A 21542-nucleotide genomic window follows, 5' to 3' on the forward strand; every position below is an offset into this window, starting at 1 on the left:
GCCGTTTCTGCCAGCCCGTTTCCTGCGGGCTGCAGGGAATGCTGCCCTGATCTGGAAAAAGGCGGCGGCCGGAACGGTTTTCCATCAACCGGTTTTCCCGGGCTTGTGGTCTAGCGGCTCTGGGCGATGGCTTTCTTCAGGTCGTCCGTTGAAGACGAAGGTCGGCGTACCATCCAGCCCGATGGCGCGGGCCAGTTCCATGTTGGCCTGCAGGATGGCGGTGACTTTCGCGCCATTCATGTCCGTGGCCAGGGTTGCGGCATTCAGGCCCGACTGGGTGGCCAGCGTGCGCATGCGTTCCACCGTGGGGGTGGCGGAATCTCCCATCACTGCCGCCTGCATGCGGAAATAGGCGGCCTGTCCCCCCTGCACGAAGGCCGCCACCAGTGCCTGTGAGGTAATCAGGCTGCCCTGGCCCAGTACGGGAATGACCTTCTCCACGATGCGCAGATCCCTGTCCTCACGCGTAAGGCGGTCAAGGTCGGGCAGTACCTTGCGGCAGTAGGGGCAGCGCGGGTCATAGAATTCGACCACCGTTGCATGCCCCTGCGGGTTGCCCAGCACGGCATCGCTGGCGGCGGGGGCAAGCAGGTCGGCGCGGTGACTTTCCAGCGCGGTGCGGGCTGCGTTCTGCTGGGCCGCGCTGGCGTTGCTGCGCAGCGCGGCAATGGCGTCGGACAGGATGGTGGGGTCGGTTTTCAGCGCATTGCGCATGATTTCCACGATTTCCTGCCGCTGGGCGGGCGTGAAGCCCGTGGCCGTATCGGCGGCGTGGCCCGCGCCGGGGCTGGCCGCCATCACTGCCCCCGTGGCCAGCAGGGCGTGCAGCAGGCGCGGACGGTACCGGCGGGGGGAGGTGAATGTCACGGGTTTGCTCCGTTGTCATGTCGCGATAGGGTGTTTGTGTAACGGATCGGGCACGGGAAAGGAATGGGCCATGGTGGCCCCGCATGGTGGCATGCCTGTTGCCCACGGCCCCCAAGGCCGCTAAGTCGTAACGGGTCTGCGGTGGTCGCGCGGTCGTGTGCCAGCCGTTCATGAATTTAAGCCGACCTGCCCATTGGAGAAGCGTGCGTGCCTGAGCATTCGATCACACCTGTCGCCCGCCGGTACGTGCGTACTGCGCTCTCGGCGGTTCTGGCCATATCGGTTACGGGGTGTTCCCTCAACAACTACTCCCCCGTGAAGATCGTGTCACACATGTTCGGCCCGTCGCCCGGTGCGCTGGTCGGCACCGTTTCCGCCGATGAACCGGAAGCGACGCTGGTGGGGCGTGACATCCTGCAACGCGGCGGCAACGCGGCGGATGCGGCTGCGGCCATGGGCATGGCGCTTTCGGTCACGCTGCCCTCGCGCGCCTCGCTTGGCGCGGGCGGGGCGTGCCTGGCCTACAGGCCGGGTGACCAGAATGGTGGCCGTGCGTTCATGTTCCTGCCTGTTGCCGGCACCGTGGCGGCCACCGGCATGCCCCGTGCCGACCGGCCCGCCGCCGTGCCCATGATGGCGCGCGGGCTGTATCTCATGCATCTGCAGTACGGGTCGGTTGCCTTTTCCGAACTGCTGCCCGGCGCGATTGCCCTGGCTGCCAATGGCATCAACGTAAGCCGCCAGCTTGCGGGTGACCTTGCGGCCGTGCAGGTGCCGCTGCTGGCCGATGCAGGCATCCGCGCCATCTTCAGCCGCTCGGATGGCAAGGCGCTGGCGGAGGGGGACGCCCTGGTGCAGACCCACCTGTCCGGCGCGCTGGACCAGATCCGCGGCATGGGCGTGGGCGATCTGTATAATGGTGCACTGGGTCAGTCCTTCATCGCGGGCAGCCAGGGTGCCGGGGGCGGGTTGCAGATGGCGGATCTGCGCGGGGCCGTGCCGTCGGAGCAGGTGCCCCTTACCCTGAGCAGTGGCGAGACGCAGGTCGCCTTCCTGCCGCCGCCCGCCGATGGCGGGCTGGGCAGCGCGGTCGCCTTCCGTAGTGCTGCGTCATCCGATGCCTCGACCCGTGCGCAGGCGGCCATCGCGGCATGGCGCGCGCAGAACGGCAATGCCACCGGCGGCACGGCGGACAGCCTGGCCGCCCGTGCGCAGGCCTTCGTCAACGGTGGTGGCGCAGCCGGAGGCGGCCTGCCTTCGCTGCCCGCGTCCACCTCGTTCACGGTGGTGGACCATGCGGGCATGGCCGTGGCGTGCAGCATGAGCATGGACAACCTGTTCGGCACGGGCCGCATGGCGGGCAACACGGGCATCGTGCTCGGGGCTTCCCCCGCACGCCTGCCGCAGCCGCTCTATACGGCGGCCATCGCCAGTCAGGGCCGGGCCTTCCGTGCCGTGGCGGCGGGGTCGGGGCAGAACGATGCCGCTGCTGCCGTTGGCATCACCATGCGCAATATCCTGGCGGGGCAGGTGCCTGACGCGCATCCCGTCACGGCACAGGGGCGTGTGAACGCCATATCATGCCCGCGCGGGCTGCCGGGGGATGGTGCGACCTGCATCGCCGCGACCGACCCGCGTGGCGCGGGTCTGGCCATGGGGCCGCGCTAGGCTGGTGTTTTTGCGCCGGTCGGGCATTATTAGCACGGTGCGGCAGGGCAGGGCCATTGTAAGTGGTCCTGTTTTGTTCCATATTGCAGTGCATGATGCATCGCCTGCCCAGCGCAGGTCGGGCCGGGCAGGCTGTCCGGGCCCGGTTTCATCTCCTCAAGCACCAGGATAGGCACGGAATGGCACAGGCTCCGGGTATCGACAAAAGCAAGGCCCTGGAAGGGGCATTGAGCCAGATCGAGCGCGCGTTCGGCAAGGGGTCGATCATGCGCATGGGCGAACGGCCCAGCGAACAGGTGGATGTGATCTCCACCGGCTCCCTTGGCCTTGATATCGCACTGGGCATTGGCGGCCTGCCGCGTGGCCGCATTGTCGAGATTTACGGCCCCGAAAGTTCGGGCAAGACCACCATGGCACTCCACGCCATTGCCGAAGCCCAGCGCAAGGGCGGCACCTGCGCCTTTATCGACGCGGAGCACGCACTTGACCCCGGCTATGCGCGCAAGCTGGGCGTGGATGTGGACAACCTGCTGATCAGCCAGCCCGACGCGGGTGAGCAGGCGCTGGAAATTGCCGATACGCTGGTCCGCTCCGGCGCGATCGACGTACTGGTAGTCGACAGTGTCGCAGCCCTGGTGCCGCGCGCCGAACTGGAGGGCGACATGGGCGACAGCCATGTCGGCCTGCATGCCCGGCTGATGAGCCAGGCGCTGCGCAAGCTGACGGGTTCCGTTTCACGCTCCAACACCATGCTGATCTTCCTTAACCAGATCCGGCTCAAGATCGGTGTGATGTTCGGCAGTCCCGAGACGACGACAGGTGGCAACGCACTGAAATTCTATGCTTCCGTGCGCATGGACATCCGCCGCATCGGCTCGATCAAGGACAAGGACGAGGTCACGGGCAACCAGACGCGCGTAAAAGTGGTCAAGAACAAGATGGCCCCCCCCTTCCGCCAGGTCGAATTCGATATCATGTATGGTGAAGGGATCAGCAAGGTCGGTGAACTGATCGACCTTGGGGTCAAGGCCGGCATTGTCGAGAAATCGGGTGCATGGTTCTCATGTGACAGCCAGCGCATCGGGCAGGGGCGCGAGAACGCCAAGCAGTTCCTGCGCGACCACCCGGAAATGGCGGCCGATATCGAACGCCGCGTGCGCGAACAGGCAGGTGTCGTGGCCGAAGCCATGCTGGTTGGCCCGGATGAGGAAGGTGGCGAGTCTTGATCCCCCCGGCCTGTCCGGTTAAGGCAGGCTGATAGTCGCCCCGTCTGGTCGGCGCGGACCGTGCGGGCGGGGCAGGGACTGGACAGAGGGGCAGGGGCTGCCGGAATGAAACCACGTCTTGCAATGGTCGGATTGCTGGTCTGCCTTGCGGCCTGTAGCGGGGGGCAGGACGACAATAACGACCCCGCCGATGTGGATGAGGCACCCCGCCCGTTGGGCCATCGTGTTGGTGGCCACAATGCCTCACGCGCGGAAAATGCGCTGCGGCCGATGTCCCGTCACCTGCCCAAACCCGCCGACTCTACGGATGAAGCCGGCACCGAAGCCTACCACACGCCCCCCGACGCGGCGGCGATGCAGATGATATCCTCGGGCTACGACCCCAATCAGGCCGGTGATGACGATGCCCCGTCCGACAGTGACGACGGCAAGCATTTTGTCGTGCCCGATACGCAGGTCAGCTACGGGCGCAAGGCCGGGCAGTCCAACTAGGGTACCAGCACGGCACGGATGTCGTTCACGTTGGTCAGCGTGGGGCCGGTCATGACCAGATCCCCCGTGCGCTGGAACAGTGTGTAGCTGTCATGCGCACGCAGGTGGGCGCGCGGGTCCAGGTTCCGCGCGCGGGCACGTGCCAGCGTATCCGGGGTGATGAGCGCGCCCGCCGCATCCTCCGTGCCGTCAATGCCATCACTATCCGCGGCAATGGCCCATATGCCCTCACGCCCCTGCAACGCCATGGCCATGGACAGCAGGAATTCCGTATTGCGCCCACCCCGGCCCGGTGGCGGCCCGGCCGGGTTGATGGTGACCGTTGTCTCGCCGCCGGACAGCAGCACGGCGGGGGCGGGTACCGGCAGGCCATGCAGGCGGGCGGACAGGGCGATCCCGGCCATGAGCGTGCCTGCGTCCCGGCTCTCGCCCTCCAGCGCATCACCCAGGATCAGGGGCGTCAGCCCGCAGTCACGGGCGGTGGCCGCCGCCGCCTTCAGCGCCATGAGCGGGGTGGAGATGAGGGTATAACGGTTGCGGGGGGAAAGCGCGCGGTCGGTGGGGGGCTGCATGAGCACCCTTTCCACCGCATCGGGCACGGTCATGCCGTAATGGCGCAGGATCGACAGGGCATCGGCCGCCGTGGTCGGGTCGGCCACGGTCGGGCCGCTGGCAATGGTCAGCGGATCATCCCCCGGCACATCACTGATCGCCAGCGTGACCACGCGCGCGGGGGCTGCCGCCTGCGCAAGGCCACCGCCCTTGATGGCGGACAGGTGGCGGCGCACCACGTTCATGTCGCGTATGCTGGCACCGCTGTGGAGCAGGACGTGGCTGACAGCACGGATGTCCTCCAGCACCAGGCCCGGCTTCGGCAGTTCCAGCAGCGCCGAGCCACCACCGGAAATCAGTGCGATGACCAGGTCATCCGGCCCCAGTCCGGTCACCGCCGCCATCATGGCGCGTCCTGCCGCCTCGCTGCGGCTGTCCGGCACGGGGTGGCTGGCCTCCAGCACGCGGATGCGCCGCGTGGGGGTCGAGTGGCCATCGCGCGTGACCACGCAGCCCGAAAGGGCAACGTCCGGCCACGCCTGCTCCAGCGCCGCCGCCATGGAAGCGGCCGCCTTGCCCGCGCCCACCACCACGCATCTGCCCTGTGGCGGCGGTGGCAGGTAACGGGCCAGCACCATTTCGGGCATGGCGCTGTGAATGGCGGCATCCAGGATGCGGCGCAGCACCGTGCGGGCACGCCCGTCCGTCCAGCCCGTTGTGGTCAGACCCGGTGCGGATGCCGGGCGGGAAAGGGTCTGCTCATTCATCGGGGTCTGTGCGTCCTGTCATGTGAACTGGCGGGGCAGGGTGCCATCACGGGGTATAACGTATGGTGGACGCGCGAGATGCACGAATATGCCCGCACGCCTGCCATGGCGCTCCCGCACGGGGTGGGCGTTGTGTCACAATTGTCACGTCTGTGTCAGGATACGGGCAGTTGGGCGAACTGTGGCCGTCGTACACGCTAAATTGGGGGCAGCCTGTCTGGATTGGTGCCAAGGATGGTGATACGCGCCAGATGGCCTGCGTTGCATGCGCGGGCGCCACAGCAGAAAGGACAAGGGCATGGAGAACTGTGTGCTGGACGCGCGTCCCGTCACCTCCCCGTACCCTCCCCGCGGCACGGTGCAGCCTTACATGATCTTTCCCCGTCCCGAATGGGCGGCATTGCGCGCGAACGTGCCGCAATCGCTGGGGGAGGGCGATATCGCGTCGCTGCGCGGGCATAACGAGCCGGTCTCGCTGGAGGACATAAGCGAGATCTACCTGCCGCTGTCGCGCCTGCTCAACCTGCATGTCATGGCGACCCGTGGCCTGAACAACATGGTCAAGAGCGCCTTCATGGGCGCACCCGCCGTGACCACGCCATTCGTGATCGGTATCGCGGGCAGCGTGGGGGTGGGCAAGAGCACTTTCGCGCGCCTGCTGCAGGCCGTCCTGTCGCGCTGGCCGGATCACCCCAATGTGGCGCTGGTCACCACCGATGGCTTCCTGCACTCCACGCGGGAACTGGAGGCGCGCAGGCTCATGCACCGCAAGGGCTTCCCCGAAAGTTATGACCTGCGGCAGATGATCGCGTTCCTCGGCGCGCTCAAGGCGGGGGAGCGCAACCTGAAGGTGCCGGTCTATTCGCATGAGGCCTACGATATCGTGCCCGGCCGCTACCAGGTGATCGACCAGCCCGATATCCTGATCTTCGAGGGGCTGAACGTGCTGCAGACAGTGTCCGAGCAGCCGTTCATGGCATCCGACTTCTTTGATTTCTCGATCTATCTCGATGCCGACACCCGGGTGATCGAGGACTGGTATGTCAGGCGCTTCCTGTCGCTGCAGCAGACAGCCTTCCGCAAGCCGACATCCTATTTCCACCATTATGCCGAACTTTCGGTGACCGAAGCCGAGCACAGGGCACGGGATATCTGGCGGCGGATCAACCTGCCCAACCTGCAGCAGAACATCCTGCCCACGCGTGAGCGTGCGCGCGTGATCATGCATAAAAGCCCGAGCCACGCGGTCGATACGGTGTGGATGCGCCAGATCTGAACATGCCGCGGATGGCGATGCATTCCTGAACGCGCCGCGCTGCGTCCCGTGCCCGGACCCCGCAGGGCCGTGCAGGTTTTTCCCCTGCAATCCGCTCATTCACCACGGACCGGCACCACAGGGCCGGATCACGCCCGTTTTGTGCACGGTGCACGATTGCGGCGTGGATGAACGATGACCATGAAAAAAGCGGCCCGGATGGTTCCGGGCCGCTCTGGCAGGGCATGGATGCCCGTGGCTTCATGCGTTCAGGTAGACGGTCTTGGTATCGACATAGGCTTCAAGCCCGTACTGGCCGTCCTCGCCGCCAATGCCGCTATCGCCATAACCGTGGTGGAAGCCCTGGGCGGCCTCGCCCCCTTCGCGGTTGACGTAGATTTCGCCGAAGTTGAGTTCGTTGGTCATCCGCATGATGTTCTTCAGGTTCTGCGTGAACATGTAGGCGGACAGGCCATAGCGGGAATTGTTGGCCTGTGCGATGGCGTCATCAAAGTCCCTGACCCGGATCAGCGACAGCACGGGGCCGAACACCTCGTTCTGCACGATGTCCATGCTGCTGTTCACTCCGGTCAGCAGCGTGGGGGCGTAGAAGTTGCCCCTGTCATACGCACCACCGGTCAGGCGCTTGCCACCCAGTTCCACACTGGCGCCCTGCTCGACCGCCTTGCGGACCATGTCATCCACTTTTTTCAGCTCGTCGGCGCTGATCTTGGGGCCCATGTCAGTGTTTTCATCCAGCGGGTTGCCGGTTTTCAGTGCTTCGATCCTGGTGCGCAGGCGCCTGAGGAATTCATCATATATGGCGGTATGCACATAGGTGCGCTCGTTGGCGGTGCAGACCTGGCCGCAGTTCATGAAGCGCGCGGCCACGGCGGCGTTCACCGCCGCATCGATATCCGCATCTTCCATCACGATGAACGGCGCCTTGCCACCCAGTTCCAGCCGGACTTCCTTCAGTCCTTCGGATGCGGCGGCCATGATCTTGCGCCCCGCGGGCGTGCTGCCGGTCATGGTGATGAGCTTGGTGACGGGATTGACCACCAGCGCATTGCCCACCGTCACGCCGCCACCCGTCACGACATTGAACACACCCTTGGGGAAGCCGGCCTCGACCGTCAGTTCCGCCAGCGCCAGGGTGGCGAGCGGGGTGAGTTCATGCGGCTTGATGACAAAGGTATTGCCCGCCGCAACTGCCGGGCCCAGCTTGCGCGCGGTCAGCGCCAGCGGGAAGTTCCATGCCGAGATGCCTGCCACCACGCCGTGGGGGATCTTCTCGATCAGGATCTTTTCCCCCGGCCTGCTGCCGGGAATGATGTTGCCTTCCAGCCTGCGGACATTCTCCGCGGCGAAGCGGATGAGCTGGATGGCGAAGCTGACTTCCACCCGGGCTTCCTTCAGCGGCTTGCCGTTTTCGGAAGTGATGATGCGGGCCAGCTTTTCCGTATCCCGTCTGATCAGTTCGATCAGGCGGTACAGGTAATCCGCCCGCTCGGTCGCCACCAGCCGGCTCCAGGCGGGAAAGGCATCCTGTGCGGTACGCAGCGCACGGTTTACGTCCGCTTCCCCCGCAACGGCCACTCTGGCCAGCACGTCTCCGGTTGCGGGATTCTTGATGGTGTCGTGATCGGTGTTGTCGGCTTTTGTCCATTCACCACCGATGAACAGGTCATAGGTTTTCGGCTCGGTCATTCCTGGAAATCTCCGTTGGGTTGGGGGCGCGCCCTGCCGCTGCCGGACGGAAGACGTGCGGGCGCCACCCGCTCCGGTATGCCGGGGCAGGGCGGGGCTGCGCGGTAGAAGGGGTAAGGGGCAGGAAGTGCGGGAATCCGGATGCGGATCAGGACAGGAAGGGGCGACCTTCATGGGCGACCAGCAGGTCGTGCATGTCGGTTGCGTGGTCTTCCTCTTCCGCCAGGATTTTCTCAAGCATGATGCGCGTGGTGGGATCATGGTCGGCAAAATAGCGGATCAGTTCACGGTAATGCTCGATCACCAGCCGCTCGGCCACCAGGTTCTGGCGCACCATCTCGACCAGGTTGCCACCATTGCCGTATTCGCTGGCGGAACGCGTGGCCAGCCCTTCGGGCGAGAGGTTGGGCACACCCCCAAGCTGGTCGATGCGCTCGGCCGCCCACATCATGTGGGCGCGCTCTTCCTTTGCATGGGCCGCGAATTCGGCACCAACGCTTTCGCTGGTGATTCCCTCGACGGAAATGGAATGCATGGTATAGCGCAGGACACAGACCAGTTCGGTCGCCACGACGGTCTGCAGCAGGTCGATCGCCGTCTTGACATCACCCTGGTAGGCAGGGGTCACCGCACCTTTTTCGATTGATTTTTTCGCGCGTTCACGCAGTGTCTGCACATCGGTCAGGAAGGTGTTTTCACCGGCATCGGCCATGGTGGTCTCCTTGTTGGCTCCATGGCACGCAATGGCGTGCGTGCCTGTTACGGATCATTGCCGGAATAACGGCATGGCCGGGAACAGGTTCCCGAAAACCACGTTTTTCATGACAAAACGGCCATGAAATGCATGGAAATCTGGCAAAATCAGGTTTTTCCCCGTTTCAGGCGTTGCCATTCACGGCCAGATGATTATTGATCCGTATTAATAAGACCTATTTGCATTAAGGATTACTGAACGGCATGGTAGCATTCACGTCAGCCCAGTCTGGAAAGCTCCCGCGCCGCGCCCTGAGCGAGGAAGCGTACGAGCACGTACGCCGTGGGCTTATCCGCAGCCGCTACCGTTCGGGGGAGCGGCTGGTCCTGCGGCCGCTGGCGGCCGAACTGGGGCTGAGCCCGACCCCGGTGCGCGAGGCGCTGCTGCGCCTGGTGTCCGAGCATGCGCTGGAACTCAATGACCGCAACACCGCCGTGGTGCCCGCCATGACCCAGCGCAGCTTTGCCGAGATCCATGACCTGCGTGTTGACCTTGAAATGCGCCTTGCCGCCGCCGCCGCCCAGCGCGCCACCGAACATGGCATCGAGGCGCTGGTCATCCTCCAGCACCAGTTCATGGATGCGTCACGCATGCGCGATGACGGGGGTATGGCCGCCTTCAATGCCGATTTCCACACAACGGTGGCCACGATTGCCGAACTGCCGCTTACGGCCAATATCCTGCGCAACCTGTGGATGCGGATCGGCCCGCTCTATGCGCTGTCCCGCCCCATGGTCCAGGCCGCGCATGATGGGCGGAGCCACCCGCATGACGACCTGATCACCGCCCTGCGCCAGCGCGACGTGGCTGCGGCCCAGGTTGCTGTCACGCGTGATTTCGAACACGCGCGCCGCTGGATCGAACCCCGCCTGTCCTGACGGGGTTCACCCGGGCGCGCCCCGCCGCCGTTACCGGTGGCGGGGGGAGCGGATCTGCGGAACCTCGATGTCGATCTCGAGCATCGAGACGGAATTTCCCCGGTCCAGCTTGACCTGCACCTTGTCCTGGTCAACGGGAATATGCCGCTTGATCACTTCCAGTATCTCGGTATGCAGCTTGTTGAGCAGGTCGGATTCATCTCCGTTGCCCGTGCGCTCGTGTGCCAGCAGGATCTGCAGGCGGTCACGGGCCACCGGTGCGGATGTTTTCGTGCTGCGCCCGAAAAAGGAGCCAAACAAGCTCATCAGCTTTTCCCCTTGAACAGGCGTGCAAACAGGCCCTTGCGCTCCACGGGTATGGACACTTCCAGCTTTTCGCCTTCCAGCCTGCGTGCGGCTTCCATGTAGGCACGTGCAGGCGGGCTGTCGGGGCTGCACATCGTGACCGGTGCGCCCAGGTTGGATGCGCGCAGCACTTCCTCGCTTTCGGGGATGATGCCCAGCAGCGGGATCGACAGGATCTCCAGCACGTCCTCGATACGCAGCATCTCGCCCCGGGCGGCGCGGGCCGGGTCGTAGCGGGTCAGCAGCAGGTGCTTTTCGATCTTGCCGCCGCCTTTTGCTTTCTCGGTCGTGCTGTCGAGCATGCCGATGATGCGGTCGCTGTCACGCACGGAGGAGACTTCGGGGTTCGTCACCACGATGGCGTGGTCGGCATGGTACATGGCCAGCTGCGCGCCACGCTCGATTCCGGCCGGGCTGTCACAGATCACCCAGTCGAACTTCTCGCGCAGTTCCTGCATCACCCTGGCCACGCCCTCGGTGGTCAGGGCATCCTTGTCGCGGGTCTGCGATGCGGGGAGGATGGACAGCGTCTCGATCCGCTTGTCGCGGATCAGCGCCTGGGAGAGCTTGGCATCGCCCTGGATCACGTTGATCAGGTCGAACACGACCCGTCGTTCGGCGCCCATGACCAGATCGAGGTTGCGCAGGCCGACGTCAAAGTCAACGACCACGACATTCTGCCCGGTCTGTGCCAGCGCCACGCCCAGTGCCGCGGTGGATGTTGTCTTTCCAACGCCACCCTTGCCGGATGTGACAACCAGCACTTTTGCCATGGGGGTAGTTCCTTGTCCGCTTTTTGTGGGTGTTTTCTTGTTCATGACCTGATGGATACGGTTTTTGGGGTTGGCACGCGCGGGGCGCGACGGGGGAAGGTGCTGCCTCAGGTTTTCCGTCCGGGGAATGCAGGCGGTACAAGCGGCTGCACGACAAGTGTGTCATTAGTGAGAATGATCTGCGCGGGTTTTTCGACATAGCGCGGATCGATTTCCTCGGCGGTGATGTAATATCCGTCGATGGCAAGGAGTTCGGCCTGCATGGAATGGGCGAAGATGCGGGCATCGGGCTGCCCGTTCATGCCCGCGATCGCGCGCCCGCGCAGCGGGCCGTACACATGGATCGACCCGCCAGCGGTCACCTCCGCCCCCGACCCCACGGAGCCGAGGATGATGATGTCGCCTTCGGGGTTCATGATCACCTGCCCCGAACGGATCGGCTGCTCGATGATCATGGATGACGCGCGTGGCACCTCCACCCGCGGGGGGGCGGCATCATCGGGAATGTCCACGGCGCCGGATGCCCGGCCGCCCATGAAGCCGGCAGGCCAGTCCCACCGCGCGCAGGCGGGCCATGCGGGGTCGCCCCCTTCTATGCCGATGATCCGGATACCGCGCGCGCACAGCGCCGGATAGAGTTCGGCCAGCCCTTCGGTGTCCGCGTCCAGCAGGGAGAGGTCAAGGATGACGGGCTTGCCCGCGAAAAACGTGCTTGAGCGGGCAATCTGTGCGTCAAGTCCGGCCAGCCAGTCGGCCAGGACCGGCTCGGGCGAGAGCACCAGCGCGAGGAAAGACCGGCCACGTGCGCGGATTTTCGGTGTGGGACGCAGTTCGTCTGGCAACGTGATCCTGTCCTGTGTGATCGGTGGGTGTGTCGTTTCCAGCTACCGTGCCATGCCGGAACTGTCGAGGGAAGGATACCTTATTCCTGCACGGAAGAGACATGTTTTTGCATTCATGCGTGCGAATGATGTGCAGTATGGGCTTGGCGAAAGGCGCCCCGATGCAATAATAGCGGGATCATGCGCATCCTGTATCATCTTCCCCTTTCGCCCTATTCCCGCAAGGTCCGCCTCGTGCTGGGTGAAAAACGGCTGCCGTTCGAGCTCAAGACCGAGCGCGTGTGGGAACGCCGTCCGGATTACCTGGACCGCAACCCCGCCGGCACGGTGCCCATGCTACAGGAAGAAAATGGTCTGTGCATTCCGGATTCGTGGGTGATCTGTGAATACCTGGAAGAAGCCTATGCCGATACCCCGCTGCTGGGCCGCACGCTGGCCGAACGGGTGGAGGTGCGCAGGCTTGTGGTCTGGTTCGATGAAAAATTCGGCCATGAGGTTTCATGCAAGCTGCTCAATGAAAAGGTGATGAAGCGCATTTCTGGCCGGGGCAATCCCGATGGGGGTGCCCTGCGCGCGGGGTATGCCAGTATCCGTACCCACCTGTCCTATATCGACTGGCTGGCGGAAACCCGGCAGTGGCTGGCGGGCAACATGCTGTCCCTGGCGGATTTTGCCGCCGCCGCCCATCTGTCATGCCTTGATTTTCTGGATGATGTGGACTGGACGCGCGTACCCGCGGCAAAAGACTGGTACGCGCGCATGAAAAGCCGCCCGTGCTTCCGCTCGATCCTGCAGGACCGCATGACCGGCTTCAATCCGCCCGCCCATTACGCGGGCCTGGATTTCTAGCGTCATGACAGTGCAGGCCGCCGGGTTTGACGCCATCGTGCTCGGGGCGGGTGCGGCAGGGCTCATGGCGGCGGCCACGGCGGGGCAGGGTGGCGCGCGCGTGGTGGTGGTGGACCATGCGCAGCATGCCGGGCGCAAGATCCTTATCTCCGGCGGGGGGCGGTGCAATTTCACCAACATGGATGCGGGGGCGGGGCAGTTCATTTCCGCCAACCCGCATTTTGCCAAATCGGCGCTGGCGCGCTTTACCCCGGCCGATTTCGTAGCCCTTGTGCAGCGCCACCGCATTCCCTGGCACGAGAAGGCGGCGGGCCAGCTGTTCTGTGACCGTTCGGCGCGCGATATCGTGGACATGCTGCTGCGTGAATGCCTGACGGGCCACGTAACCATGCGGCTGTCGCACCGTATCATCGATGTGGGGCGTAATGCCGCGGGGCAGTACCGGGTCGAGACGGATCACGGCGTGTTCCATGCCCCCCAGCCTGATCGTGGCCACGGGCGGGCTGTCGATTCCAAAGCTGGGGGCCACGGGGCTGGCGCATGACCTGGCCCGCCGCTTCGGGCTGCGCGTGATTGCACCCGCCCCGGCACTGGTGCCGCTGACCTTTGGCGCGCAGGACCGCGAATGGATGGAGCCGCTGGCCGGCCTGTCCGCCACCGTGGGCATCACATGCCAGGCGGGGGAGGGGCGGCAGGCCAGGCAGGTCACGTTCCGCGATGGCATGGTCTTTACCCATCGCGGCCTGTCGGGGCCGGTTATCCTGCAGGCATCATCCTACTGGCAGCCGGGGCAGGCGGTTGATATCGACCTGCTGCCCGGCGTGGATGCGGCGGCCCGCCTGCTGGAAATCAAGCGTGACCGCCCGCGTGCGGGCGGAGTTGCCATGCTGTCCATGCTGCTGCCACAGCGCCTGGCCCAGCTTTTCGCGGGCCTGCATTTGCCCGAAGGGCAGCTTGCGGGCATGCCGGATTCGGTTCTGGTCAACGTGGCGCGGGTGCTGTCCGCCTGGCGGCTCAACCCCCATGGTACCGAAGGCTACGTCAAGGCCGAGGTGACGCGTGGCGGGGTGGATACGGACTGCCTGTCCTCACGCGATATGGAAGCACGCGACGTGCCGGGCCTGTTCATGGTGGGCGAGGCGGTGGACGTGACCGGCTGGCTGGGCGGCTACAATTTCCAGTGGGCATGGGCCAGTGGCCGTGCGGCGGGGCAGGCGGTGGCGGAACGCTGCGGCTGATGCTGTTTGCCTCCCAGCCTTTCCTTCTGGTGTTCCTGCCGGTTGTGCTGGGGCTTTATTACGCCGTGGCCGCAAGCCGGGCGGCGCGGCAGGGGGTGGTCATTGGGGCCTCCCTTGTATTCTACGGATTGTGGGACTGGCGGTTCGTACCCTTCCTGCTGGGCCTGACCGGTTTCAACCAGATGATGGCCATGGCATGGGGGCGCAGCCGGTGGCGGGGCTGGCTGTGGGGCGGCGTGGTGTGCAACCTGCTGGTGCTGTTCGGCTTCAAATACATGGACTGGGTGGTCGGGGGCGTGCTGCATGCGCTGGGCTGGGCCCATGCGCCGTGGCCCGTTATCCTGCCACTCGGGCTGTCATTTTTCGTGTTCCAGAAAATCTCCTACCTTGTCGATCTGGGACGTGGGCAGGCGCGGGTCTACCGGCTGGCGGATTTTGTAGAGTTCGTGACGTTTTTCCCCCAGCTCGTGGCCGGGCCCATCGTGCGGCATAACGAACTGATCCCGCAGTTCGACGCCAGCCCGCGCAATGGCCACATGTGGGCCAATCTGGGTCAGGGCGGGCTGCTTGTGCTGGTGGGGCTGGGCAAGAAGGCGGGGCTGGCGGACACGCTGGGCGGCATCTGCGCGCCGGTATTTGCCGCGGCGGCCAGTGGTCATGCGCCGGGGCTGGCGGCGGCATGGCTGGCGGCGGTGGCCTACATGCTGCAGATCTATTTCGATTTTTCCGGCTATTCGGACATGGCCATCGGCATGGCACTGATGATGGGCATCCGCCTGCCCTTCAATTTCAATGCACCCTATGCCGCCGGTTCAATACGTGACTTCTGGCGGCGGTGGCACATGACACTGTCGCGCTTCCTGCGTGATTACCTCTACATTCCGCTGGGGGGCAACCGCTGCGCGCCCGCGCGCCAGGCGTTCAATGTGGTGGTGACCATGGCGCTGGCGGGCGTGTGGCACGGGGCAGGGTGGACGTTCATGCTGTGGGGGGTGCTGCATGGCGTGGCGCTGGCGGTGGCCCACGCATGGGACCGGGCGGGCCTGCGGATCAATCGTGTTGCCGGGCATGTGCTGACCCTGCTTTTCGTGCTGCTGACATGGGTGGTGTTCCGTGCCGACAGCCTGCCCGCGGCGGGCAGGATGCTGGCGGGCATGGCGGGCATGGGCGGTGGCGGGGCACCTGGCCGGCATCCGTTCGTACTGGGGCTGGCGGCCGTGGTGGCGCTGGTGGGCCCCGCGTCGCAGCAGGTGGTGCTGGAGCGCGTGCGGCCCGCGCCATGGCTGGCCGTGGGGGCGGGCATCGCCTTTGTGCTGCTGGTGTTCCTGATAGGTGGCCGCCCGCCGGAGCCGTTCATCTATTTCCAGTTTTAAGAGACTGCTTCAGATGGTTCATTGATGAAAAGACGGAAGTTTCCGGGCGCCGTCTCTCTCTGAATTCAAGGCAGGTTCTTCGAGGCCTTTTGAAAAAAGCTTTACCGGAAACCCTGTCCTGACCGGCAGGGTGTCCCAAGGGCGGTCTTCACGCGCGCGGTGGTGATACGGCGTGTATTGTAACCGCAAGGCTGGTATTGGGATGTGATACATTCCACCTAAGATTGGTTGGCCCCATATGGGGCCAGATCTGGCACGGCACGGGCAGGAGCACATGGCAGGCAGGCGCGACAGCATGGATGATGGCCCGGCGGACCTGTTTGGCGCGCCCCCGCCACAGCAGGCGGGACGGGGGCCGGTGCCCTTTCCCGCGGCATCCCGCGCTGCCCCCGCGCGCACCCAGCCGCTGGCCGACCGCCTGCGCCCGGCCACGCTGGATGACGTGGTGGGGCAGGACCATCTGCTCGGGCCGCAGGGCAGCCTGCGGCAGATGCTGGCGCGTGGTTCACTGGCCAGCCTGATCCTGTGGGGCGGACCCGGCGTGGGCAAGACCACCATCGCCCGCCTGCTGGCCGATGCTGCGGGGTTGCGTTTTGTCCAGCTTTCCGCCGTGTTTTCCGGCGTGGCCGACCTCAAGCGCGCGTTCGAGGACGCACGGCGCACCAGCGCGCAGGGCGGCGGCACGCTCCTGTTCGTTGATGAGATCCACCGCTTCAACCGCGCCCAGCAGGATGGCTTCCTGCCGGTGGTGGAGGATGGTACCGTGGTGCTGGTGGGTGCGACGACGGAAAACCCGTCCTTTGCGCTCAACAGCGCGCTGCTGTCACGCTGCCAGGTGCTGGTGCTGCACCGGCTGGATGATGCGGCGATGGAAAAGCTGCTTGAACGTGCGGAGGAGACGACCGGCACCGCCCTGCCACTGACACCGGAAGCCCGCGCCACCCTGCGCGCCATGGCCGATGGTGACGGGCGCTACCTGCTGAACATGGTCGAGCAGCTGCTTGCCCTGCCACCGCAAAAGGCACCGCTGGACCCTGCCGCCCTGTCCAGCCTGCTCGCCCGCCGCGCGGCACTGTATGACAAGGACCGCGAGGAACATTACAACCTGATCTCGGCGCTGCATAAATCCATGCGTGGTTCCGACCCCGATGCGGCGCTGTACTGGTTTGCCCGCATGCTCGAAGGTGGCGAGGACCCGCGCTACATCGCCCGCAGGCTGACCCGCTTCGCCGCCGAAGACGTGGGCATGGCCGACCCGCACGCCCTGCCGCTGGCGGTGGCGGCGTGGGAGACGTTCGAGCGCCTGGGCTCGCCCGAGGGGGAACTCGCACTGGCGCAGCTTGTGGTGCATCTGGCCACGGCGCCGAAGTCCAATGCGGTGTACAAGGGCTACAACATGGCCCGCAGGGCCGCGCGCGCCACCGGCAGCCTGATGCCGCCCGCCCATATCCTCAATGCACCCACTACGCTCATGAAGGATATCGGCTACGGCAAGGGGTATGAATACGACCATGATGCGGAGGGTGGCGTATCGGGCCAGAACTACTTCCCCGATGGCATGCGCCGGCCAAAACTGTACCAGCCCACCGACCGGGGATATGAACGTGAAGTGGCGCGACGACTGGACAGTTGGAACAGAGTGCGCGAAAGCCGTGGGTCATGAGTGTCGTTACCCTTACCGTCAGCGATGACGAAGCCGATATCCGCCTCGACCGCTGGTTCCGCAGGCATTACCCCCACCTGACGCAGGGGGCGCTGCAGAAGCTGTGCCGCACGGGGCAGGTACGCGTGGATGGCAGACGTGCCACCGCCGCCACCCGGCTGGAACCGGGGCAGGTGGTGCGCGTGCCGCCCATACCCAATGCAAACCGCCCGCCGCCGCTGGCGGTCAAGCCGCTGGATGAGCGGCAGGTGCGCGAAATCAATAAAATGGTCATCTACCGCGATGATCATGTGATCGTGCTCAACAAGCCCGCGGGCATTGCAGTGCAGGGCGGACCGGGCATCACGCACCATATCGACGCGCTGCTTGATGGCCTGCGGGACAGCCCCGATGACCCGCGCCCCCGGCTTGTCCACCGCATCGACCGCGATACGTCCGGCCTGCTGCTGGTGGCGCGCACGCCCGGGGTTGCGGCAAAGCTTGCGGCAGCTTTCCGTGGCCGTGACGTGCACAAGGTGTACTGGGCCGTGGTGGTGGGCCGCCCCAGCCCGGCCACGGGCATCATTGACCAGCCGCTGACCAAGCTGGGGGCTGGTGCTGGCGCCATCAGCGTGGTGGCCGAGCGCGGTGATGCGGATGCGGTGCATGCCCTGTCGGAATACGAGGTGCTCGATGCGGCGGCGCGCAAGATGTCATGGCTTGCCCTCTCGCCCCTGACCGGGCGCACCCATCAGCTGCGCGTGCATTGCGAGGCACTGGGCAACCCCATACTGGGTGACCCCAAATATGGGGGCGACGTGGCGCACGTGGCGGGCTTCGCCGACAGGCTGCACCTGCATGCCCGCAGGCTGGAACTGCCCCACCCCGCGGGCGGCACGCTGGTGGTGGAAGCCGACCTGCCGCCGCACATGCGCGAGACATTCCGGCAGATCGGCTTTGACACACCCGCGGCCCAACCCCCGCGCCGCCGCAGCTAGAACACGGCCACAACGCGACAGGACAGGAACTGAAATGGCACAGAACGGAAATGCACGGCGGATCCTCCTGGGGTCCGTGGCCGCACTGGTGGTCGTGGCGGGCGCGGGCGGGCTTGTGGTCCGATCCATGCTGGACCCGGACAGCCTGCGCACGAAGGCGATCGCCGCAATCGAGAAGCAGACCGGGCGGCAGGTACGCCTGGGCGCGCTGGATATCCACCTCCTGCCCAGCCCGTCGCTGTCCGTGCGTGACGTGGGGCTGTCGGACATGGCGGGCGGTGCCTATACCGACATGCTTACGGCGGAGCAGCTGCAGGCCAGCATCGGCTTCATGGCGCTGCTGCATCATGAACTGCGGCTGGAGAATGTCAGCCTGACCCACCCCGTGCTGCATCTTGAGCGCACGCAGGCGGGGGAAGCCAACTGGCGTCTTTCCCCCACCGGCGCGCAGGCCACCGCCAGGCCCGATGCCGCGACCACGCAGGCGGCATCCGACTGGAAGGTACAGGTCGGCAGCGTGCGCGTGAGTAATGCCGACCTCGACTGGGATGATCGCCTGTCCGGCAGCAGGGGCAGGGTGGTGCTGGACCATATCAACCTGTCGGGCGTGGACGGGGCGCAGCCGCAGCTTGACGTGACGGGTCATGATGATGGCGGCAGCTTTACGCTGGCGGGCCATACGGGGGCGATCAACCTTGCCTCCACCGCGCGGGCAGGCTGGCCGGTGGCGCTTAAGGCCACCTTCCTGTCCGGCGGGCAGCAGGCGGGGCAGCTTGCGGTGGATGGCACCGTGGCCGACCCGGACCACATGAAGGGCTATGACGTCACGCTCGACGGGAATGTGGCCAGCCTGAAAACTGTCGAGTCGCTGGTGCCGGGGCTGACGCTGCCCGATGTGCGCCGCCTGTCGTTCAGGGCGAATGTGGTGGATGGCAGTGCGGCAGGCAGCACGGGCAGCACGCCGCTGCTGAACAGCCTGCATCTGGATACCGGGGCGGTGGATGCGGGACAGTACCTGTCCGGGCTGACATTGCAGGGGCTTTCGATTGATGCGCCGGGGCCGAAGGATGCGGTGAACATCCGCAGCCAGGGCCAGTGGCAGGGACAGGCGCTGAAACTGTCCGGCACGCTGGGTTCGCTCCAGCAGGTCGATGCGGCTGTCACCTCCCATCTGGCCGACCCGCTGCCGCTCTCGCTTGACCTGTCGGGGGATCCGGGTGCGCTGCGGGTGGCGGGCACGCTGGGTGGTGGCCATGCGGTGGTGAATGTCGATGCCTCCGCCAGCACCCTGGCGCTGCCCGGTGGCGGGGTGATCGATCACCTGACGGCGTCGAGCCATCTGGTCAGCGAGGATAATGGCGCGCATTTCCAGCTGTCGGATATCGTGGTCAAGAGCACGCAGGTTTCGCTTACGGGATCGCTGGACCTGTCCATGCATGGCGGTGCTGGCGGCGTACCGCTGGCCAGTGGCGCGCTTGCGGCAAGCTGGCTGAATGTTGATGCCCTGATGGGCAGCACCACCACGGGCAAAGCCGATGCGAAAGGCGTGACCGCCCCCGCGCAGCCTGCCGCCAGCAGTGACAGCCTGCCCTTTGACCGGCTGCGCAGGATGGATGCCGACCTGAAGCTGAGCGCCGACCAGATGGAATTCGAGGGCGATGAATACCACAACGCCCTGACCCATATCAGCCTGCGTGGTGGCCGGCTTGTGGTTGACCCGCTGCAGGCGCAGGGCACCGGGCGCAGCGTGTCGGGGCAGTTCGTGGTGGATGCATCGGGCAGCGTGCCCATCATCTCGGGCACGATCGGTACGCTGGTACTGCCCGCCGCGTGGGTGGAAAGCCGTGCCGGGCTGTCCAACCTGGTACAGGGCGCGCTGCAGGTGGTCGGCACGGTCCATACGCAGGGCACGACCCGCACCGAACTGCGTAACGGCATGACCGGGCATATGGGCGTGTCCATGGTCAATGGCACGATCAGTGGCAGCGCGCTGGGTGCAATGCTGGGCGATGCGGCGCGTGGCACGCTGGGTTCCGGCCCGATCCCGCTGCGCTGCTTCGGCATTCACATGAGCATGGCGGACGGACAGGCCAATGTGGACACCATCGGCATGCAGACCAGCGGGTTGAGCGTGACCGGCCATGGCACCGTGGGCATGGTTTCGCAGGCGCTGGACCTGCATCTCGTGCCGCAGGTCATGATCAGTGGTACCGGCGCCAGCGTGCCGCTGCGCGTGGGCGGCACGCTGGGGGCACCCCGGCCCAGGATGGATGCGGGCTCCGATGGCCGTTACGCCATCGGGCTGCTACTGGGTGGCAGTTCTGGCGGCAATGCCGCGACCGACCCCTGTCCCGCGGCGCTCAGGGCCGCGCGTGAGGGGCAGGCCGGTCCCCAGCCCTCCGCCGCTGCTCCGGCGGTCGAGAACAGCAGGAACGCGGATGCCAACAAACTGATGGAAAAGGCCAAGGCGTCGCCTGATGTGAAGAAGGTGGGCAACCTGCTCAAGGGCCTGGGAATCCTGAAATGATGAAGGACGGCGTACGTCCCCCCACCCCGCAGGTGGCAGCACGGCGCAAACGCTTCTGGGCGCAGGCGCGTGTCGCGCCCGTGGCGGATGGCGGTTTTGCGGTGGAACTGGATGGCCGGGGCATCCGCCTGCCTGGCGGCGCGGCACTTGTGGTGCAGTCCGGAGCGCTGGCCCGTGCGATTGCAGGGGAATGGGCAGCGGCCGGTGGGGAAAAAGGCGGGCATTTTACCCCCGATGACCTGCCCATGACCCGCATCACCGGCACCATGATCGAACGCGTGGCCCCGGACCCGGCGGCACAGGTGACGGCACTGTTGCAGTATGTGGATGGGGAACTGCTGTGCTACCGCGCCGACCATCCCGCCATGCTCTGTGCGCGCCAGCATGAACAGTGGGACCCGCAGCTTGCCTGGCTGCGTGCGCGCCACGGCATCGACATGGCGGTGACGACGGGCATCATGCCGCTTGTGCAGGCGGCAGGCGTGCATGCGGCGTGGCGCACCATCGTGCAGGCGCAGGATAACGCAACCCTTGCGGCGCTGGGTGTGATGGTGCCTGCCATGAAAAGCATCGTGCTGGGGCTTGCGGTGGTGACCGGTGCGCTATCGTGTGCAGGGGCTGCGGAAATCGCCACGGTGGATGAACGCACCCAGATGGAGATATGGGGGCGTGACGCCAGACAGGTTGCGGCTCTTGAGGCACTGGCGGCGGAAGTGGCGGACGCCGCCCGTTTCCTGCAACTGTGCCACGAGGGAAATGGATGAACCGAACAGAAGTCTACAGGTG

The 21542-nt window shown here is 65.6% G+C and carries 19 protein-coding genes and 1 pseudogene; 12 read left to right on the forward strand and 8 right to left on the reverse strand.

Features of this window, described 5'->3' with window-relative positions; all coding sequences use genetic code 11:
• Nucleotides 1-84: 84 nt before the first annotated feature.
• On the reverse strand, nt 85-867 hold the full coding sequence (locus tag LDL32_RS14515; protein ID WP_233068068.1) for a DsbA family protein: 783 nt from the start codon (nt 865-867) through the stop codon (nt 85-87).
• Nucleotides 868-1113: 246 nt separating this feature from the next.
• Here LDL32_RS14515 and LDL32_RS14520 point away from each other — a divergent pair, with 246 nt between their 5' ends.
• From LDL32_RS14520 to LDL32_RS14530, 3 genes are all read left to right on the forward strand, one after another.
• Nucleotides 1114-2535, forward strand: coding sequence for a gamma-glutamyltransferase (locus tag LDL32_RS14520; RefSeq protein ID WP_370636776.1), 1422 nt, complete (start codon nt 1114-1116; stop codon nt 2533-2535).
• 179 nt (nt 2536-2714) lie between these two features.
• Nucleotides 2715-3761: a recombinase RecA gene (gene recA / locus LDL32_RS14525; protein WP_233068072.1), complete on the forward strand. Its 1047-nt coding sequence runs from the start codon at nt 2715-2717 to the stop codon at nt 3759-3761.
• Between the two features lie 123 nt (nt 3762-3884).
• The gene (locus LDL32_RS14530; RefSeq protein WP_370636777.1) at nt 3885-4253 is read left to right on the forward strand and encodes a hypothetical protein; all 369 of its coding nucleotides are present in this window, start codon (nt 3885-3887) and stop codon (nt 4251-4253) included.
• On the opposite strand, the gene LDL32_RS14535 is transcribed toward LDL32_RS14530, so the two are convergent.
• Nucleotides 4250-5572 (reverse strand): glycerate kinase, encoded by a 1323-nt coding sequence (locus LDL32_RS14535; protein ID WP_233068077.1) that lies wholly within the window; start codon nt 5570-5572, stop codon nt 4250-4252. The two genes, LDL32_RS14530 and LDL32_RS14535, sit on opposite strands and share 4 nt — an antisense overlap.
• Nucleotides 5573-5870: 298 nt before the next feature.
• On the opposite strand from LDL32_RS14535, the gene coaA reads away from it, so the two are divergent.
• Nucleotides 5871-6848, forward strand: coding sequence for a type I pantothenate kinase (gene coaA, locus LDL32_RS14540; RefSeq protein ID WP_233068079.1), 978 nt, complete (start codon nt 5871-5873; stop codon nt 6846-6848).
• A gap of 240 nt (nt 6849-7088) precedes the next feature.
• Here the strand turns inward: coaA and aldA are convergent, their stop codons facing one another.
• From aldA to LDL32_RS17885, 3 genes are all read right to left on the reverse strand, one after another.
• The gene (aldA, locus tag LDL32_RS14545) at nt 7089-8537 is read right to left on the reverse strand and encodes an aldehyde dehydrogenase (protein WP_233068080.1); all 1449 of its coding nucleotides are present in this window, start codon (nt 8535-8537) and stop codon (nt 7089-7091) included.
• A 148-nt stretch (nt 8538-8685) separates the two neighbouring features.
• The gene (locus tag LDL32_RS14550) at nt 8686-9249 is read right to left on the reverse strand and encodes a bacterioferritin (RefSeq protein WP_233068081.1); all 564 of its coding nucleotides are present in this window, start codon (nt 9247-9249) and stop codon (nt 8686-8688) included.
• Between the two features lie 54 nt (nt 9250-9303).
• Complete coding sequence (locus LDL32_RS17885; protein ID WP_255673822.1) at nt 9304-9429, reverse strand: hypothetical protein; 126 nt, start codon at nt 9427-9429, stop codon at nt 9304-9306.
• Between the two features lie 65 nt (nt 9430-9494).
• Between LDL32_RS17885 and LDL32_RS14555 the strand changes: the two genes are divergently transcribed.
• Nucleotides 9495-10169: a GntR family transcriptional regulator gene (locus tag LDL32_RS14555; protein WP_233068082.1), complete on the forward strand. Its 675-nt coding sequence runs from the start codon at nt 9495-9497 to the stop codon at nt 10167-10169.
• A gap of 30 nt (nt 10170-10199) precedes the next feature.
• On the opposite strand, the gene minE is transcribed toward LDL32_RS14555, so the two are convergent.
• The 3 genes from minE to minC form a co-directional block, all read right to left on the reverse strand.
• Complete coding sequence (gene minE / locus LDL32_RS14560) at nt 10200-10475, reverse strand: cell division topological specificity factor MinE (protein WP_233068083.1); 276 nt, start codon at nt 10473-10475, stop codon at nt 10200-10202.
• Nucleotides 10475-11287, reverse strand: coding sequence for a septum site-determining protein MinD (gene minD, locus LDL32_RS14565; protein WP_233068084.1), 813 nt, complete (start codon nt 11285-11287; stop codon nt 10475-10477). Before minD ends, minE begins: the two co-directional genes overlap by 1 nt.
• A gap of 107 nt (nt 11288-11394) precedes the next feature.
• Nucleotides 11395-12129: a septum site-determining protein MinC gene (gene minC, locus LDL32_RS14570; protein WP_233068085.1), complete on the reverse strand. Its 735-nt coding sequence runs from the start codon at nt 12127-12129 to the stop codon at nt 11395-11397.
• 180 nt (nt 12130-12309) lie between these two features.
• On the opposite strand from minC, the gene LDL32_RS14575 reads away from it, so the two are divergent.
• The 7 genes and pseudogenes from LDL32_RS14575 (at nt 12310) to LDL32_RS14605 (ending at nt 21520) form a co-directional block, all read left to right on the forward strand.
• Nucleotides 12310-12978 (forward strand): glutathione S-transferase family protein, encoded by a 669-nt coding sequence (locus LDL32_RS14575; protein ID WP_233068086.1) that lies wholly within the window; start codon nt 12310-12312, stop codon nt 12976-12978.
• Nucleotides 12979-12982: 4 nt separating this feature from the next.
• A pseudogene (locus LDL32_RS14580) lies at nt 12983-14216 on the forward strand (NAD(P)/FAD-dependent oxidoreductase).
• Nucleotides 14216-15589, forward strand: coding sequence for an MBOAT family protein (locus LDL32_RS14585; protein ID WP_233068088.1), 1374 nt, complete (start codon nt 14216-14218; stop codon nt 15587-15589). The pseudogene LDL32_RS14580 and the gene LDL32_RS14585 overlap by 1 nt, the downstream one beginning before the upstream one ends.
• A gap of 274 nt (nt 15590-15863) precedes the next feature.
• Complete coding sequence (locus LDL32_RS14590) at nt 15864-17252, forward strand: replication-associated recombination protein A (RefSeq protein WP_233068090.1); 1389 nt, start codon at nt 15864-15866, stop codon at nt 17250-17252.
• The gene (locus LDL32_RS14595; protein WP_233068092.1) at nt 17249-18229 is read left to right on the forward strand and encodes an RluA family pseudouridine synthase; all 981 of its coding nucleotides are present in this window, start codon (nt 17249-17251) and stop codon (nt 18227-18229) included. The genes LDL32_RS14590 and LDL32_RS14595 overlap by 4 nt, the downstream gene beginning before the upstream one ends.
• A 34-nt stretch (nt 18230-18263) precedes the next feature.
• A complete protein-coding gene (locus LDL32_RS14600; protein ID WP_233068093.1) occupies nt 18264-20756 on the forward strand; it encodes an AsmA family protein in 2493 nt (830 codons plus the stop codon).
• Nucleotides 20753-21520: an ATP12 family chaperone protein gene (locus LDL32_RS14605; RefSeq protein WP_233068094.1), complete on the forward strand. Its 768-nt coding sequence runs from the start codon at nt 20753-20755 to the stop codon at nt 21518-21520. The genes LDL32_RS14600 and LDL32_RS14605 overlap by 4 nt, the downstream gene beginning before the upstream one ends.
• The last annotated feature ends 22 nt before the right edge of the window (nt 21521-21542 follow it).

This window comes from Komagataeibacter sp. FNDCF1 (assembly GCF_021295335.1).
In the GTDB taxonomy this organism is placed as follows: domain Bacteria; phylum Pseudomonadota; class Alphaproteobacteria; order Acetobacterales; family Acetobacteraceae; genus Komagataeibacter.

What these genes read in the sequence shown, in the direction of transcription:
- LDL32_RS17885 (WP_255673822.1), bottom strand. Translation starts at nt 9,429, where the DNA reads ATGGCAACGCCTGAAACGGGGAAAAACCTGATTTTGCCAGATTTCCAT.
- LDL32_RS14530 (WP_370636777.1), top strand. Translation starts at nt 3,885, where the DNA reads ATGGTCGGATTGCTGGTCTGCCTTGCGGCCTGTAGCGGGGGGCAGGAC.
- LDL32_RS14550 (WP_233068081.1), bottom strand. Translation starts at nt 9,249, where the DNA reads ATGGCCGATGCCGGTGAAAACACCTTCCTGACCGATGTGCAGACACTG.
- LDL32_RS14535 (WP_233068077.1), bottom strand. Translation starts at nt 5,572, where the DNA reads ATGAATGAGCAGACCCTTTCCCGCCCGGCATCCGCACCGGGTCTGACC.
- LDL32_RS14605 (WP_233068094.1), top strand. Translation starts at nt 20,753, where the DNA reads ATGATGAAGGACGGCGTACGTCCCCCCACCCCGCAGGTGGCAGCACGG.
- LDL32_RS14585 (WP_233068088.1), top strand. Translation starts at nt 14,216, where the DNA reads ATGCTGTTTGCCTCCCAGCCTTTCCTTCTGGTGTTCCTGCCGGTTGTG.
- LDL32_RS14600 (WP_233068093.1), top strand. Translation starts at nt 18,264, where the DNA reads ATGGCACAGAACGGAAATGCACGGCGGATCCTCCTGGGGTCCGTGGCC.
- LDL32_RS14555 (WP_233068082.1), top strand. Translation starts at nt 9,495, where the DNA reads ATGGTAGCATTCACGTCAGCCCAGTCTGGAAAGCTCCCGCGCCGCGCC.
- minD (WP_233068084.1), bottom strand. Translation starts at nt 11,287, where the DNA reads ATGGCAAAAGTGCTGGTTGTCACATCCGGCAAGGGTGGCGTTGGAAAG.
- coaA (WP_233068079.1), top strand. Translation starts at nt 5,871, where the DNA reads ATGGAGAACTGTGTGCTGGACGCGCGTCCCGTCACCTCCCCGTACCCT.
- minE (WP_233068083.1), bottom strand. Translation starts at nt 10,475, where the DNA reads ATGAGCTTGTTTGGCTCCTTTTTCGGGCGCAGCACGAAAACATCCGCA.
- recA (WP_233068072.1), top strand. Translation starts at nt 2,715, where the DNA reads ATGGCACAGGCTCCGGGTATCGACAAAAGCAAGGCCCTGGAAGGGGCA.
- LDL32_RS14590 (WP_233068090.1), top strand. Translation starts at nt 15,864, where the DNA reads ATGGCAGGCAGGCGCGACAGCATGGATGATGGCCCGGCGGACCTGTTT.
- aldA (WP_233068080.1), bottom strand. Translation starts at nt 8,537, where the DNA reads ATGACCGAGCCGAAAACCTATGACCTGTTCATCGGTGGTGAATGGACA.
- LDL32_RS14595 (WP_233068092.1), top strand. Translation starts at nt 17,249, where the DNA reads ATGAGTGTCGTTACCCTTACCGTCAGCGATGACGAAGCCGATATCCGC.
- LDL32_RS14575 (WP_233068086.1), top strand. Translation starts at nt 12,310, where the DNA reads ATGCGCATCCTGTATCATCTTCCCCTTTCGCCCTATTCCCGCAAGGTC.